The sequence below is a fragment of the Cupriavidus sp. 86D6 genome, assembly GCF_057815095.1.
Map to the genome: position 1 here is coordinate 84838 of NZ_JBYPSB010000002.1, position 13853 is coordinate 98690.

Consider the following 13853-nt stretch of genomic DNA (forward strand, 5'->3'; position numbering starts at 1 on the left):
AGGGCCGGGGCGCCTCGCCAACGTTATGCAAGTCTTGCATAACCGTCATGTGGTGAATGAGCAAACGGCATTGGATTCGGGGAAGGGGGCGCCGATATGCTCCGTGTCACCTTCACTCGGAAACCAACGATGTCTTCCGCAGCACCGACGCAAAACGTCTCCAATGCTCACGCCCTGCCTTCGTACCTGAACGCCGACAATCTCGGTCCCTGGGGCATCTACCTGCAGCAAGTCGACCGTGTCACGCCCTACCTGGGCTCGCTGGCACGCTGGGTTGAAACCCTGAAGCGCCCGAAGCGTGCGCTGATCGTCGACGTACCCATCGAACTGGACAACGGCACCATCGCCCACTTCGAGGGCTATCGGGTGCAGCACAACCTGTCGCGTGGCCCGGGCAAGGGCGGCGTGCGCTTTCACCAGGACGTGACGCTGTCCGAGGTGATGGCGCTGTCGGCGTGGATGTCGGTGAAGAACGCGGCCGTGAACGTGCCATACGGCGGCGCCAAGGGCGGCATCCGCGTGGACCCGCGCACGCTGTCGCACGGCGAGCTGGAACGCCTGACGCGCCGCTACACCAGCGAGATCAACCTCATCATCGGGCCGACCAAGGACATTCCGGCGCCGGACGTGAACACCAACGCCCAGGTCATGGCCTGGATGATGGATACCTACTCGATGAATTCGGGCAGCACCGCCACCGGCGTGGTGACCGGCAAGCCGATCTCGCTGGGCGGTTCGCTGGGCCGTCACGAGGCCACCGGCCGTGGCGTGTTCGTGGTCGGTTCCGAGGCTGCCCGCAACCTGGGCATGGACGTCAAGGGTGCACGCGTGGCCGTGCAGGGCTTCGGCAACGTGGGCGCCGTGGCCGCCAAGCTGTTCCATGAGGCCGGCGCCAAGGTGGTGGCGGTGCAGGATCACCGCACGACGCTGTTCGACCCGGCTGGCCTGGACGTGCCGGCGATGATGGAATACGCATCGCACAGCGGCACGATCGAGGGTTATCGCGCCGAAGTCATCAAGGGCGACCAGTTCTGGGAAGTCGACTGCGACATCCTGATCCCGGCCGCGCTGGAAGGCCAGATCACGGCCGAGAACGCGCCGAAGATCACGGCGAAGCTGGTGATCGAGGGCGCCAACGGCCCGACCACCCCGCAGGCCGACGACATCTTGCGCGAGCGCAATATTCTGGTCTGCCCGGACGTGATCGCCAACGCCGGCGGCGTGACGGTGTCCTACTTCGAATGGGTGCAGGACTTCTCCAGCTTCTTCTGGACCGAAGAGGAAATCAACGAACGCCTGGTACGAATCATGCAAGAAGCCTTCCGGGCGATCTGGCAGGTTGCCCAGGACAACAAGGTCACGCTGCGTACGGCCGCGTTCATCGTCGCCTGCTCGCGGATCCTGCAGGCGCGCGAAATGCGCGGTCTGTATCCATGATGCAGGCGGATCAAGGAACGGGACGCCAGGGCTGCTGCAACGCAGCAAATCTGGCCCTTATCCTGATTCACTGAGAAACGGCGACCGGACTTGTTCCGGTCGCCGTTTTTCTATTGACGCCGCTTCCGGAAACTTGCAATCCGACGTTAGCAGTCGTGTCTCATTTTGGCGCATTGCCGCGAAACGCTGCCTGAAATGGCACCAGTTAGGGGAAAAACCCGTTGTCTTGGGTGACGAGCTAAGCAATACTGTTTCGCCGGCGGGACTGTCTGTTACAGTCGCGCCTTTCTCTCTTCATGGTCAAGGAGATGTTATGAATGTTGCCAAGTTGGCCGGCCTGATGATTGCGGCAGGCATGCTGTGCGCGAGCGCACAGGCAGCCGAGCCGCTGACGGGTACGCTGCAGAAGATCAAGGATACGGGTGTCATTACGCTGGGTGTGCGGGACTCTTCGATTCCGTTCAACTACAACCTGGGCGGTGTGCGCCAGGTAGGCTATTCCTACGATATCAATATGAAGATCGTGGAAGCCATCAAGGACCAGCTGAAGCTCCCGAACCTGCAGGTCAAGGAAATCCCGATCACCTCGCAGAACCGCATCACGCTGCTGCAGAACGGCACGATCGACATCGAGTGCGGCTCGACGACGAACAACCTCGAGCGCCAGAAGCAGGCCTCGTTCACCACCAGCATCTTCATCATCGGCACGCGCATCATGGTGAAGAAGGACGGCGGCATCAAGGACTGGGCCGACCTCAAGGGCAAGAACGTGGTGACCACGGCCGGTACGACGTCCGAGCGCCTGCTGCGCAAGATGAACGACGACCAGAAGCTGGGCATGAACATCATCAGCACCAAGGACCATGGCCAGTCGTTCCTGACGCTGGAATCGGGCCGTGCCGTGGCGTTCATGATGGACGACGCACTGCTGTACGGCGAGCGCGCCAAGGCCAAGAACCCGAACGACTGGATCGTGGTGGGCAAGCCGCAGTCGCGTGAATCGTACGGCTGCATGATCCGCAAGGACGACGTGCCGTTCAAGAAGCTGGCCGACCATGTGATCACCGGCCTGATGAAGGACGGCTCGATCAACCAGATGTACACCAAGTGGTTCCAGCAACCGGTGCCGCCGAAGGGCCTGAACCTGGACTTCCCGCTGTCCGAAGACATGAAGGCGCTCTTCAAGAACCCGAACGACAAGGCACTCGACTGATCTGCGCGATTGGAGCAGTGCGAAACGGAAGGAGCAGTCCTTCCGTTTCTTTTTGAGGACGCACTATGGATTACATTTTTCACTGGGGAGTCTTCCTCGAGCAGGCCGCCGCCAACGAGACGTACCTGGACTGGATGATTTCCGGTCTCAAGGTGACGATCGCGCTGGGCCTGTCGTCGTGGGTGATCGCGCTCGTCATCGGCTCCGTGCTCGGTGTGCTGCGCACCGTGCCGAACAAGTGGCTGTCGGGTTTCGCCGCCACCTATGTCGAGATCTTCCGGAACATTCCGCTGCTCGTGCAGCTGTTCATCTGGTATTTCGTCGGTCCGGAGCTGCTGCCCGGCGGCGAGGCCATCAAGCAGATGAACCCGTTCACGCAGCAATTCCTGGCCGCCATGATCTGCCTGGGCACGTTTACCGCCGCCCGGGTTTGCGAACAGGTGCGCTCGGGTATCAATTCGCTGCCGCGCGGTCAGAAGAACGCCGGCCTGGCCATGGGCTTCACCCTGTCGCAAACGTATCGCCACGTGCTGCTGCCGATGGCGTTCCGCGTCATCGTGCCGCCAATCACGTCCGAATTCCTGAACATCTTCAAGAACTCGGCCGTGGCGTCGACGATCGGCCTGCTGGAACTGGCCGCGCAAGGCCGCCAGCTGGTGGACTACACCGCGCGCCCGTATGAATCGTTCATCGCGGTCACGCTGCTGTACGCGCTGATCAACTTCACGGTGATGTTCCTGATGCGCTGGGTGGAACGCCGTACCCGCGTGCCGGGCTTCATCGGCGGCAAGTAAGGAGCTGGAACATGGCATACGAATTCGATTTCAGCTCGATCAACGCATCGACCCTCCACGTGCTCGGCGAGGGCATGATGGTGTCGCTGAAGATCACCGTGACGGCCGTGATCGTCGGCATCGTCTGGGGCACGATCCTGGCGATGATGCGCCTGTCGTCGAGCAAGCCGCTGAACTGGTTCGCGCAGGGGTACGTGACGCTGTTCCGGTCCATCCCGCTGGTGATGGTGCTGTTGTGGTTCTTCCTGATCATCCCGCAGCTACTGCAGAAGGTGTTCAACCTGAACGCCGCGTCCGACCTGCGCATGACGTCCGCGTTGATCGCGTTCTCGCTGTTCGAGGCCGCGTACTACTCGGAAATCATCCGCGCAGGTATCCAGAGCGTGTCGCGCGGACAGATGTTCGCCGCGCAGGCGCTGGGCATGACCTATGGCCAGACCATGCGCCTGGTGGTGCTGCCGCAGGCGTTCCGCAACATGGTGCCGCTGCTGCTGACGCAGGGCATCATCCTGTTCCAGGATACGTCGCTGGTCTACGTGAGCGCGCTGGCGGACTTCTTCGGCCAGGCCTACGGCATTGGCGAGCGTGATGGCCGCATCGTGGAGATGCTGCTGTTCGCCGGCCTCGTGTACTTCATCATTTGTTTCTCCGCTTCGCTGCTGGTCAAGCGTTATCAGAAAAAGGTGGCCGTATGATCGAAATTAATAACGTTTCCAAGTGGTACGGCGCCTTCCAGGTGCTGACGGACTGCACGACCCAGGTCGCCAAGGGTGAAGTGGTGGTGGTGTGCGGCCCGTCGGGCTCGGGCAAGTCGACGCTGATCAAGACCGTGAACGCGCTGGAGCCGTTCCAGAAGGGCGACATCCTGGTCGATGGCACGTCGGTGGGCAACCCGAAGACCAACCTGCCCAAGCTGCGCTCGCGCGTGGGCATGGTGTTCCAGAACTTCGAACTGTTCCCGCACCTGTCGATCACCGAGAACCTGACCATCGCCCAGATGAAGGTGCTGGGCCGCTCGAAGGAAGAGGCGACGGCCAAGGGCCTGAAGTACCTGGAGCGCGTGGGTCTGAAGAGCCAGGCATCGAAGTATCCGGGCCAACTGTCGGGCGGCCAGCAGCAGCGCGTGGCCATCGCCCGTGCGCTATCGATGGATCCGATCTGCATGCTGTTCGACGAGCCGACGTCGGCGCTTGACCCCGAAATGGTCAACGAAGTGCTGGATGTGATGGTTCAGCTGGCGCAGGAAGGCATGACCATGATGTGCGTGACCCACGAAATGGGCTTCGCCCGCAAGGTGGCCAACCGCGTGATCTTCATGGACGCCGGCAAGATCGTCGAAGACTGCCCGAAGGAAGAGTTCTTCGGCAACATCGACGCCCGCTCGGAACGCGCCCGCCAGTTCCTGTCGAAGATCTTGCACCACTGAAGCAGACCGCTGGTTTGCTCCCCTCTCCCGCTGCGCGGGAGAGGGGTTGGGGGAGAGGGCAAGGGTGCGCAAAACCGACAGCCTTTTCCGGGGCTTGCTTGCTGGAACAAACCGACGGCTTCGCTTCAGCGTGGCTCGTTGGTAGCCCACCCCTCTCCCGCACCCTCTCCCCTGAGGGGAGAGGGACCCAAGACCTCACCATCTGTCACCCCTTGGGCGTGTTCGACGGCGTTGGCCATCCAACAACAAGCCGCCCCTCGATCGTGAGGCAGCTCGCGGACACCCGATCCCCTTCAAGTACACGCCGTATTGGCCGCGTTCTTCGCCTGGACTTCCGGCGGGATCGGTACCGTCCACGTCATGGTGGGCCTGCCGTCCTCGAACATGATCAGCTCACCCGGGGAAAACTGGGTCCACGTCTCATTGTCGGTCAGCGGCGCGGTGGCAATCACCGCCACGCGGTCGTCCGGCGTGGTGACCTGCGAGAAGTCGATCGACAGGTCGGCATCGATCAGATGGGCCTTCGAAAACGGCCATTGCCGCACGATGTAGTACAGCCGCGTGGAGCAGTGCGCGAACAACGCCTGCCCGTTGCATAGTAAAAAATTGAAAACGCCATGCAGCGTAATGTCGCGGGTAATGTCGGCCAGGGCATGGCCCAGCTCGTTGAGCGGTGGCTGCGACCCTGGAAATCGCTTTCTCAGGCCCTGCATCAGCGTGCAGAAGGCCAGTTCGCTGTCGGTATCGCCCACGGGCTGGTAGACCCCGGACAGGAACGGCGTGAAGCCCTTCAGGTCGCCGTTGTGGGCAAAGATCCAGTGCCGGCCCCATAGCTCGCGCATGAACGGGTGGCAATTCTCCAGCAGCACCGTTCCCTGCGTGGCCTTGCGGATATGGGAGATGACGTTCTTCGACTTGATCGGGTAGCGTTTGATCAGGTCCGCCACCGGCGACGTACCGGCCGACTGGTTGTCGATGAACAGGCGGCAGGCCTTGTCCTCGAAGAACGCCACGCCGAAACCGTCGGCATGATGGTCTGTCACGCCGCCGCGGGCGGCGAAGCCGGTAAAGGAAAACGTCACGTCGGTGGGCGTGGCGCAGTTCATGCCTAGCAGCTGGCACATGGCGAGGGCACCGTGCGGCAGGTGGCTGCCGCTTTGCAATAGAATGCAGACATTATCATGCGCGTGCCCGATGCTGCCAAGCCGGGCGCCCGCGCCCCCCCGCCACCTCGCCCTTCCCAGCCATGAGTCAATACAAGATCGCTGTCATTCCCGGAGACGGAATCGGAACGGAAGTGATGCCGGAAGGCATCCGTGTCATGGACGCCGCGGCGCGGCGCTTTGGCATCGACTTCCAGTGGGACCACTTCGACTTTTCCAGCTACGAATACTATGAGCGCCACGGCAAGATGCTGCCGGACGACTGGTTCGACACGCTGGTCAAGTACGACGCCATCTACTTCGGCGCGGTGGGCTGGCCGCAGAAGATCGCCGACCATGTGTCGCTGTGGGGGTCGCTGCTGCAGTTCCGGCGCTCGTTCGACCAGTACGTGAACCTGCGGCCCGTGCGTCTCATGCCGGGCATCAAGAGCCCGCTGGCCGGCCGCAAGCCCGGCGACATCGACTTCTACGTGGTGCGCGAGAACACCGAGGGCGAATATTCCAGCATCGGCGGGCGCATGTTTCCGAATACCGACCGCGAGATCGTGGTGCAGGAAACGGTGATGAGCCGCCACGGCGTGGACCGCATCCTGAAATTCGCGTTCGAACTGGCGCAAAAACGACCCAAGAAGCATCTGACGTCGGCCACCAAGTCCAATGGCATCTCGATCACGATGCCGTACTGGGACGAGCGCGTGGAGGCCATGGCCGCCAACTACTCCGGCCTGAAGGTCGACAAGTACCACATCGACATCCTGACCGCGCACTTCGTGCAGCACCCGGACTGGTTCGACGTCGTGGTGGCCAGCAACCTGTTCGGCGACATCCTGTCAGACCTGGGCCCGGCCTGCACGGGCACGATCGGCGTGGCGCCGTCGGGCAACATCAATCCGGACAAGGTCTATCCGAGCCTGTTCGAGCCGGTGCACGGCTCGGCGCCCGATATCGCCGGCAAGGGCATCGCCAATCCGATCGGCCAGATCTGGTGCGGCGCGATGATGCTGGAACACCTGGGCCACGCCGAGGCCGGCGCCGCCGTGCTGCAGGCCATCGAAAAGGTGCTGGCGGCCGGGCCGGGACATGCGCCGCTGACGCGCGATATTGGCGGGACCGCCTCCACGGCCGATCTGGGCCAGGCCATCGCGGAGGCACTGTGAACTTCCAGGGCTGCCCCCGTACCTTGCTGCTTGAGAGCTTCCGCGCCGCCGTGGCGGCCGCCGATCCGCTGGAAATCGTCGCCAGCCACCTGCCGCCGCCCCATGCCGGCGGCCGCACGCTGGTGGTGGGCGCCGGCAAGGCGGCCGCGTCGATGGCGCTGGCGGTCGAACGGGCCTACGCCGGCCACGCCGCGCTCGAAGGCGTGGTGGTCACGCGCTACGCGCACGGCCTGCCGACCGCGCATATCCGCGTGATCGAGGCCGGCCATCCGGTGCCCGATGAAGCCGGCGAGCAGGCCGCGGCCGACATCCTGGCGCAAGTGCAGTCGCTGGGCCCCGACGACCGGCTGATTGTGCTGGTATCGGGCGGCGGATCGAGCCTGCTGTCGCTGCCGGCCGAAGGTATTCCGATGGCGGACCTGAAGGCCACCACCCGTGAGTTGCTGCGCTGTGGCGCGCCGATCACCGACATGAATATCGTGCGCAAGCATGTCTCGCGCATCCAGGGCGGACGGCTTGCGCAGGCCAGCCGGGCGCCCGTGACCACGCTGATCGTGTCCGACGTGGCGGGCGACGACCCCAGCGCGATCGCATCGGGGCCGACCGTGCCCGACCCCAGCACCTATGCCGATGCGCTGGCGATCCTCAAGCGTTACGGCGCTACGGTGCCGGCGACCGTCCAGGCGCACCTGGATCGCGGCGCACGCGGCGAGATCGCCGAAACGCCAAAGCCGGGCGATCCACTGTTCGCCCGTGTGGACAATCGCATGATTGCCACGGCCCATGGCAGTCTGGCCGCCGCCGCCGCGCAGTTCCGCCGCCAGGGCATCCAGCCCGTGCTGCTCGGCGATACCGTGACCGGCGAGGCGCAGGAGGTGGCGCGCGTCTACGCGGCACTGGTGCGCGAGATTCGCAAGTACAATGCGCCGTTCTCCGCGCCGGTGGTGCTGATTTCGGGCGGTGAATGCACGGTCACATTGCCCAGCGGTGCGTCGGAAGGGGCCCGCGGCGGCCGCTGTTCGGAATTCCTGCTGTCGCTGGCGATCGAACTGGACGGCGCGGCCGATATCCACGCGATCGCGGCCGATACCGACGGTATCGACGGGTCCGAGGACAATGCCGGGGCGCTGCTCGGGCCCGATTCCCTGGCCCGCGCCGCAGCGGCCGGTGTCTCGGCACGGCAGAAGCTCGACACGCACGATGCGTGGGGCTTCTTCGACGCCGTGGGCGACCTCGTGGTGACCGGCCCAACGCGCACCAATGTGAACGATTACCGCGCCATCCTGATTCTCTAAGTTGTGCTTGTCCCCATGACCCAGAAGCTTACGATTACCCGCCCCGACGACTGGCATCTGCACGTGCGCGACGGCGCCGCGCTGTCGGCAGTGCTGCCCGACACGGCGCGCCAGTTCGCGCGCGCCATCATCATGCCGAACCTGAAGCCGCCCGTGACCACGGTCGACTTGGCCCGAGCCTACCGCGACCGCATCCTGGCCGCGCTGCCGGCCGGTGTGGCGTTCGAGCCGCTGATGACGCTGTACCTGACCGACAACCTGCCGCCCGAGGAAATCGTCGCGGCCAAGGCCAGCGGGTTCGTGCACGCGGTGAAGCTCTACCCGGCAGGCGCCACCACCAACAGCGACGCCGGCGTGACCGATATCCGCCGCTGCTATCCGACGCTGGAAGCGATGCAGCGCGAAGGCATTCCGCTGCTGGTGCACGGCGAGGTGACCGATGGCGACATCGACATCTTCGACCGCGAAGCCGTGTTCATCGACCGTGTGATGAAGCCGCTGCGCCGCGACATGCCCGAGCTGAAGGTGGTTTTCGAGCACATCACCACGCGCGATGCCGCCCAGTACGTGGCCGAGGCCGAAGGCCCCATCGGCGCGACCATCACCGCGCACCATCTGCTCTACAACCGCAACGCCATCTTCACCGGCGGCATCCGTCCGCATTACTACTGCCTGCCGGTGCTCAAGCGCGAAATCCACCGCGACGCGCTGGTCAAGGCGGCCACGTCGGGCAGCGAACGGTTCTTCCTGGGCACCGACAGCGCCCCGCACGCACGCGGCCTGAAGGAACACGCCTGCGGCTGCGCCGGCTGCTACACGGCACTGCACGCGATGGAGCTGTACGCCGAGGCGTTCGACACGGCCGGTGCGCTGGACAAGCTCGAAGCGTTCGCCAGCTTCAACGGCCCGGCATTCTACGGCCTGCCGCGCAACACCGGCACGCTGACGCTGACGCGCGAAGACTGGGAGCTGCCGGCCGAACTGCCGTACGGCGATACCACGCTGGTGCCACTGCGCGCCGGCGAAACGCTGCGCTGGAAGGCGAGCTGAGCGGCTTGCTGTCCGCCATCGACTGGACGCGGCCGTGGTTCGGGCCGTTTGCGGGGTTCGCCGCGTCCGCCCCGGCCTTCACCGGCGGGGACTTGCGCCAGGCGCTCAACGCGTGCGCCGCGAATGTGCCTCACCTGCGGAACGCGCAAGGGTTGCCGCTGCGGTTCGTGCCGCAGGCCGACCTGCCCGAGGGCGTCGCCTACGAGGCTCATATCTACGCCACTGGCCATGTGCCGACGCGCGATAACCTCCACGATGCGTTCAACGCACTTGTGTGGCTGCATTTCCCCGAGACCAAGCGCCTGCTGAACCGGCTGCAGGCCGAGGCCATCGCGCGCGACGGCGTCGGCCAAGTGCGGGGCGGCCTGCGCGATGCAGCGACGCTGTTCGACGAGAACGCGGTCATCTTCGTCAGCCGGGATGCCTCGCTGTTCGACGCGCTGCGCGGGTTTGCGTGGCACGAGCTGTTTGTCTCGCGGCGCAACGCGTGGCACGCCCGATGTACCGTGGTGCCGTTCGGCCATGCGCTGCTGGAAAAGCTGGTCCAACCCTACAAGTCGGTCACGGCCCATGCCTGGTGGATTCCGGCCGCGCCCGATACCCCCTTGGACCAGCTCGACCGGCTGCTGGCGGATTCGCTCGCCGGTGCGGCCGACGCCGGCCGCCTTGCCGGCGGGCGCAGTTTCGCGCCATTGCCGGTGCTGGGCATTCCTGGCTGGTGCGATGGCAATGCCGATCCGTCGTTCTACGCCGATACCAGCGTGTTCCGGCCAGGCCGCCGGATGGCGGCGGCGGCCACGCAGGGCTGACCGGCGTCCACTTCGGTGTTAGACTGCGGCCCGCAAAGCAGGCCAGACAATCGCTGCTTGCCCTCGCAAGGGGGTGAGGGGAGGAAAGTCCGGACTCCACAGGGCAGGGTGTTGGCTAACAGCCATCCACGGCAACGTGCGGAATAGGGCCACAGAGACGAGTCTTGTCGCCGGCTTCGGCTGGCGGGAAGGGTGAAACGCGGTAACCTCCACCTGGAGCAATCCCAAATAGGCAGACGATGAAGCGGCCCGTCGAGTCTGCGGGTAGGGAGCTGGAGCCGTCCGGTAACGGCCGGCCTAGAGGAATGGTTGTCACATGCCGTGTGCCTGCAAAGGCATGCGGTGTGCACAGAATCCGGCTTATCGGCCTGCTTTGCTCTTTCGGATACAAAAACGCCCGGCGCAGGAAGTTCTGCGCCGGGCGTTTTGCTTTCAAGGCAGCCTTTGAGGCGGGCGCGGCTGCCGCGCAGGGGCGGGTCAGCCTTCGATGATCTCGGTGGTGTGGGTGATCTCGGCGGTCTTGGCCAGCATGATCGACGCCGAGCAGTACTTTTCGTGCGACAGCTCGATGGCGCGCTCCACCTTGGCGGGGTCAAGGTTCTTGCCGGTCACCGTGAAGTGGAAGTTGATCTTCGTGAAGACCTTTGGGTCCGCGTCGGCGCGTTCCGCCTCGAGCTTGACCGAGCAGCCGCGCACGTCCTGGCGGCCGCGCTTGAGGATCAGCACCACGTCATAGGCGGTGCAGCCGCCCGTGCCCAGCAGCACCATCTCCATCGGACGCGGCGCCAAGTTGTTGCCACCGCCGTCGGGCGCACCGTCCATCGCCACCAGGTGTCCGCTGCCGGTCTGGGCGATAAAGCTCATGCCCTCCGGGCCTGACCATGTCACTTTGCATTCCATTTTTTTCGTTCCTCGTTTCCTGATGGTGTTTTGACGCGCACGGCGGCGCACGTCGTACGGCTTGCATTCCGCGAGTATAGGGCAATCGCCACATGCGCCTTGGGTGCGGGATTACCCCTAATATTCCGAAGGTTTCCTCTAGTGTGGTGTCCATGCACCACCCGGCGTTTGCTCTTAACTCATTGATTTTTATACATATCGACGGATCGCGAGCGCGGCTTTCTCCATTTCACATTGTGGTGTTGCATTTCGCAGTGCAAATTTTCTTGCATCCCGGAGGGCCGTATGTATAATCCATTCCAACGAACGACGGCGCTGATGAGCGCGCCAGAGTGCGAAAGCGAAAGCCGGTAACGTACCCGAATCGCTCGCCGCACCGCCCGCCCTGACCGGCCCCGTCGATCGCCCGGTGTCTCCTCCACCCTCCTCCTTTGGTGGATTCAAACCCAAGTCCAATACGACTTGGGTTTTTTTTCGTCGATTGCAAGGTTCAAGGGCCGGGGCGGCCGGTCTTTGGGACGCAAGCGGCGCTTTTTCCCGCGGCCTGGTGCTGCCTGCTTGACGAAAAGCCACAACTTTGCTTGTGCGATGGCGAGAACGCCCAGTATAATCGTCGGCTTTCCGGTCATTGCCCCCGGAAAAAGATTCAGGGAGAGCCTGCAGATACAAGCAGGAAGGCCAGGTCCAAAGGACCGGCCGCTGACAGGACGCTAAAACGGCGACCGTCATCTCGGGCAGTTTTCAAAATCAGGAAAAAATCATGAAGACCTTTTCCGCCAAGCCTGCAGAGGTAAAGCGCGACTGGTACGTGATTGACGCGACGGACAAGGTCCTCGGCCGTGTTGCCAGCGAAGTGGCACGCCGACTGCGCGGCAAGCACAAGCCGGAATTCACTCCTCACGTCGACACCGGTGATTTCATCATCATCGTCAATGCCGCCAAGCTGCGCGTGACGGGTACCAAGGAACAGGACAAGAAGTACTACCGCCACTCGGGTTACCCGGGCGGTATCTACGAAACCACGTTCGGCAAGATGCAGCAACGTTTCCCGGGCCGCGCCCTGGAAAAGGCTGTCAAGGGCATGCTGCCGAAGGGTCCGCTGGGCTACGCGATGATCAAGAAGCTGAAGGTTTATGCCGAAGGCGAGCATCCGCATAGCGCACAGCAGCCCAAGGTGCTGGAAATCTAAAGGGGCCAATATCCATGATCGGTAACTGGAATTACGGTACTGGCCGCCGCAAGAGCGCAGTGGCTCGTGTCTTCATCAAGTCGGGCAAGGGCGACATCATCGTCAATGGCAAGCCCATCAAAGAGTATTTCGCTCGCGAAACCTCGCTGATGATCGTGCGCCAGCCGCTGGAACTGACGGCTCACGCCGAAACGTTCGACATCAAGGTCAACGTGACCGGCGGTGGCGAAACCGGCCAGGCCGGTGCTGTTCGCCACGGCATCACCCGCGCCCTGATCGACTACGATGCAACGCTGAAGTCGGCCCTGTCGAAGGCTGGCTACGTGACGCGTGACGCTCGTGAAGTCGAACGTAAGAAGGTCGGTCTGCACAAGGCACGTCGCCGGAAGCAGTTCTCGAAGCGTTAATTCGCTGTTGTCCCGGTCCGGCATCGCCGGGTCTGGCAACCCAAAAAACCGCACGATTCGTCGTGCGGTTTTTTTTCGCCTGTCGCCCGTCCAGCCAGCCCGCGACATCGTCTCAACCCTGATGCAAACTTGCCATTTCTTACACTTTTCGTTCGCGCGATGATCGCCCGGCGATACAATCACGGGCCTGCGGATCGGGGAGATAGACGATGGGTCACAGCAAAGCCTGGCGGATATCGCAATGGGGGTGAAGTACCGGCCGTTGCGCCGAAGCGGCAGGCTGCGGGCAGGGCGGGCCATTGTCCGGACCTACCGGCCGTGGCGAACCTGGCTGCTTGTTGCTGTGCTCGTGGGCGTGGTGGCAGCAGTTGCGGGCGTGTCGGCCTATGAGGCCGGGCGCCGTTCGGCGCCGCTGCCCGCCACCGACGCCGGGCCGGAGGCGGCCCATCAACAGTTGCGTCAGCAACTGGCAGAGGTGTCCGCCGAGCGCGACAGCCTGCGGCAGAGCGCCAACACGGCCGAGGCTCGGTTGCAGATCGCGCGTACCGCGCAGGAACGCATGGCTGAACAGGTCAAGTCGGCCGAGGCCGAGATGGCACAGCTGAAAGAAGATCTGGGATTCTTCGAATCCCTGTTGCCGGCGTCGGGGGACACGTCCGGTATCCACGTCCGGAGCTTCCGGGTGGCCATGGATGAAACGCAGCCCCGCGCCCTGCATTACCGGCTGCTGGTCATGCAGGGTGGGTCAAAGGCCTTTGTCGAGCAGCCCGAGTTCAGGGGTGAAGTGCAATTCACCATCTCGGGAAATCGGCACGGCAAGCCGTTAACGTTGATGTTGCCGCAGCCGGGCGATGCGCCGCTGCCGGCAATCCGGCTGACGCATTACCAACGCATCGAAGGCGACCTGGCGATTCCGCAGGACGCCGAAGTCCGCGCCGTATCGGTCCGCATCGTCCAGAACGGCCAGGTCCGGACGACGCAGACGGCCACGCCGTAGTCAGCGCAAAGAGGAG

At 63.7% G+C, this 13853-nt stretch carries 14 protein-coding genes and 1 other RNA gene; 13 read left to right on the plus strand and 2 right to left on the minus strand.

The window, feature by feature from the left end:
- The first annotated feature begins 129 nt into the window (after positions 1-129).
- From AC3G88_RS05455 to AC3G88_RS05475, 5 genes are all read left to right on the plus strand, one after another.
- The gene (locus AC3G88_RS05455) at positions 130-1437 is read left to right on the plus strand and encodes a Glu/Leu/Phe/Val family dehydrogenase (protein WP_066739501.1); all 1308 of its coding nucleotides are present in this window, start codon (positions 130-132) and stop codon (positions 1435-1437) included.
- Positions 1438-1750: 313 nt separating this feature from the next.
- Positions 1751-2650 carry a glutamate/aspartate ABC transporter substrate-binding protein gene (locus AC3G88_RS05460; RefSeq protein ID WP_153946547.1) on the plus strand — a complete coding sequence of 300 codons (900 nt, stop codon included), beginning with the start codon at positions 1751-1753 and terminating at the stop codon, positions 2648-2650.
- Between the two features lie 65 nt (positions 2651-2715).
- Positions 2716-3444 carry an amino acid ABC transporter permease gene (locus AC3G88_RS05465; RefSeq protein ID WP_400394325.1) on the plus strand — a complete coding sequence of 243 codons (729 nt, stop codon included), beginning with the start codon at positions 2716-2718 and terminating at the stop codon, positions 3442-3444.
- Between the two features lie 11 nt (positions 3445-3455).
- Entirely contained in the window at positions 3456-4139 is a 684-nt protein-coding gene (gene gltK / locus AC3G88_RS05470; protein ID WP_153946549.1) for a glutamate/aspartate ABC transporter permease GltK, read from the plus strand.
- Positions 4136-4870, plus strand: coding sequence for an amino acid ABC transporter ATP-binding protein (locus AC3G88_RS05475; protein WP_153946550.1), 735 nt, complete (start codon positions 4136-4138; stop codon positions 4868-4870). The genes gltK and AC3G88_RS05475 overlap by 4 nt, the downstream gene beginning before the upstream one ends.
- Positions 4871-5163: 293 nt before the next feature.
- Here AC3G88_RS05475 and AC3G88_RS05480 read toward each other — a convergent pair whose 3' ends face one another.
- The gene (locus AC3G88_RS05480; RefSeq protein WP_153946551.1) at positions 5164-5994 is read right to left on the minus strand and encodes a class II glutamine amidotransferase; all 831 of its coding nucleotides are present in this window, start codon (positions 5992-5994) and stop codon (positions 5164-5166) included.
- A gap of 122 nt (positions 5995-6116) precedes the next feature.
- On the opposite strand from AC3G88_RS05480, the gene AC3G88_RS05485 reads away from it, so the two are divergent.
- The 5 genes from AC3G88_RS05485 (at position 6117) to rnpB (ending at position 10723) form a co-directional block, all read left to right on the plus strand.
- Positions 6117-7190 (plus strand): tartrate dehydrogenase, encoded by a 1074-nt coding sequence (locus AC3G88_RS05485; RefSeq protein ID WP_488893175.1) that lies wholly within the window; start codon positions 6117-6119, stop codon positions 7188-7190.
- Positions 7187-8485 (plus strand): glycerate kinase type-2 family protein, encoded by a 1299-nt coding sequence (locus tag AC3G88_RS05490; RefSeq protein WP_488893176.1) that lies wholly within the window; start codon positions 7187-7189, stop codon positions 8483-8485. Before AC3G88_RS05485 ends, AC3G88_RS05490 begins: the two co-directional genes overlap by 4 nt.
- Positions 8486-8500: 15 nt before the next feature.
- On the plus strand, positions 8501-9535 hold the full coding sequence (gene pyrC, locus AC3G88_RS05495) for a dihydroorotase (protein ID WP_488893177.1): 1035 nt from the start codon (positions 8501-8503) through the stop codon (positions 9533-9535).
- 5 nt (positions 9536-9540) lie between these two features.
- Entirely contained in the window at positions 9541-10344 is an 804-nt protein-coding gene (locus AC3G88_RS05500) for a DUF3025 domain-containing protein (protein WP_488893178.1), read from the plus strand.
- Between the two features lie 34 nt (positions 10345-10378).
- Positions 10379-10723, plus strand: an RNA gene (rnpB, locus tag AC3G88_RS05505) — RNase P RNA component class A.
- A 98-nt stretch (positions 10724-10821) separates the two neighbouring features.
- On the opposite strand, the gene AC3G88_RS05510 is transcribed toward rnpB, so the two are convergent.
- Complete coding sequence (locus tag AC3G88_RS05510; protein ID WP_153946555.1) at positions 10822-11244, minus strand: OsmC family protein; 423 nt, start codon at positions 11242-11244, stop codon at positions 10822-10824.
- A gap of 760 nt (positions 11245-12004) precedes the next feature.
- Between AC3G88_RS05510 and rplM the strand changes: the two genes are divergently transcribed.
- The 3 genes from rplM to AC3G88_RS05525 all read left to right on the plus strand — a co-directional run bounded on the left by rplM (position 12005) and on the right by AC3G88_RS05525 (position 13837).
- Entirely contained in the window at positions 12005-12433 is a 429-nt protein-coding gene (rplM, locus tag AC3G88_RS05515; RefSeq protein ID WP_019447062.1) for a 50S ribosomal protein L13, read from the plus strand.
- A gap of 14 nt (positions 12434-12447) precedes the next feature.
- Positions 12448-12840, plus strand: coding sequence for a 30S ribosomal protein S9 (rpsI, locus tag AC3G88_RS05520; RefSeq protein WP_066739492.1), 393 nt, complete (start codon positions 12448-12450; stop codon positions 12838-12840).
- A gap of 241 nt (positions 12841-13081) precedes the next feature.
- Positions 13082-13837 (plus strand): DUF6776 family protein, encoded by a 756-nt coding sequence (locus tag AC3G88_RS05525; RefSeq protein ID WP_488893179.1) that lies wholly within the window; start codon positions 13082-13084, stop codon positions 13835-13837.
- Positions 13838-13853 lie beyond the last annotated feature (16 nt).

What these genes read in the sequence shown, in the direction of transcription:
- AC3G88_RS05455 (WP_066739501.1), top strand. Translation starts at nt 130, where the DNA reads ATGTCTTCCGCAGCACCGACGCAAAACGTCTCCAATGCTCACGCCCTG.
- AC3G88_RS05460 (WP_153946547.1), top strand. Translation starts at nt 1,751, where the DNA reads ATGAATGTTGCCAAGTTGGCCGGCCTGATGATTGCGGCAGGCATGCTG.
- AC3G88_RS05465 (WP_400394325.1), top strand. Translation starts at nt 2,716, where the DNA reads ATGGATTACATTTTTCACTGGGGAGTCTTCCTCGAGCAGGCCGCCGCC.
- gltK (WP_153946549.1), top strand. Translation starts at nt 3,456, where the DNA reads ATGGCATACGAATTCGATTTCAGCTCGATCAACGCATCGACCCTCCAC.
- AC3G88_RS05475 (WP_153946550.1), top strand. Translation starts at nt 4,136, where the DNA reads ATGATCGAAATTAATAACGTTTCCAAGTGGTACGGCGCCTTCCAGGTG.
- AC3G88_RS05480 (WP_153946551.1), bottom strand. Translation starts at nt 5,994, where the DNA reads ATGTGCCAGCTGCTAGGCATGAACTGCGCCACGCCCACCGACGTGACG.
- AC3G88_RS05485 (WP_488893175.1), top strand. Translation starts at nt 6,117, where the DNA reads ATGAGTCAATACAAGATCGCTGTCATTCCCGGAGACGGAATCGGAACG.
- pyrC (WP_488893177.1), top strand. Translation starts at nt 8,501, where the DNA reads ATGACCCAGAAGCTTACGATTACCCGCCCCGACGACTGGCATCTGCAC.
- AC3G88_RS05510 (WP_153946555.1), bottom strand. Translation starts at nt 11,244, where the DNA reads ATGGAATGCAAAGTGACATGGTCAGGCCCGGAGGGCATGAGCTTTATC.
- rplM (WP_019447062.1), top strand. Translation starts at nt 12,005, where the DNA reads ATGAAGACCTTTTCCGCCAAGCCTGCAGAGGTAAAGCGCGACTGGTAC.
- rpsI (WP_066739492.1), top strand. Translation starts at nt 12,448, where the DNA reads ATGATCGGTAACTGGAATTACGGTACTGGCCGCCGCAAGAGCGCAGTG.
- AC3G88_RS05525 (WP_488893179.1), top strand. Translation starts at nt 13,082, where the DNA reads ATGGGGGTGAAGTACCGGCCGTTGCGCCGAAGCGGCAGGCTGCGGGCA.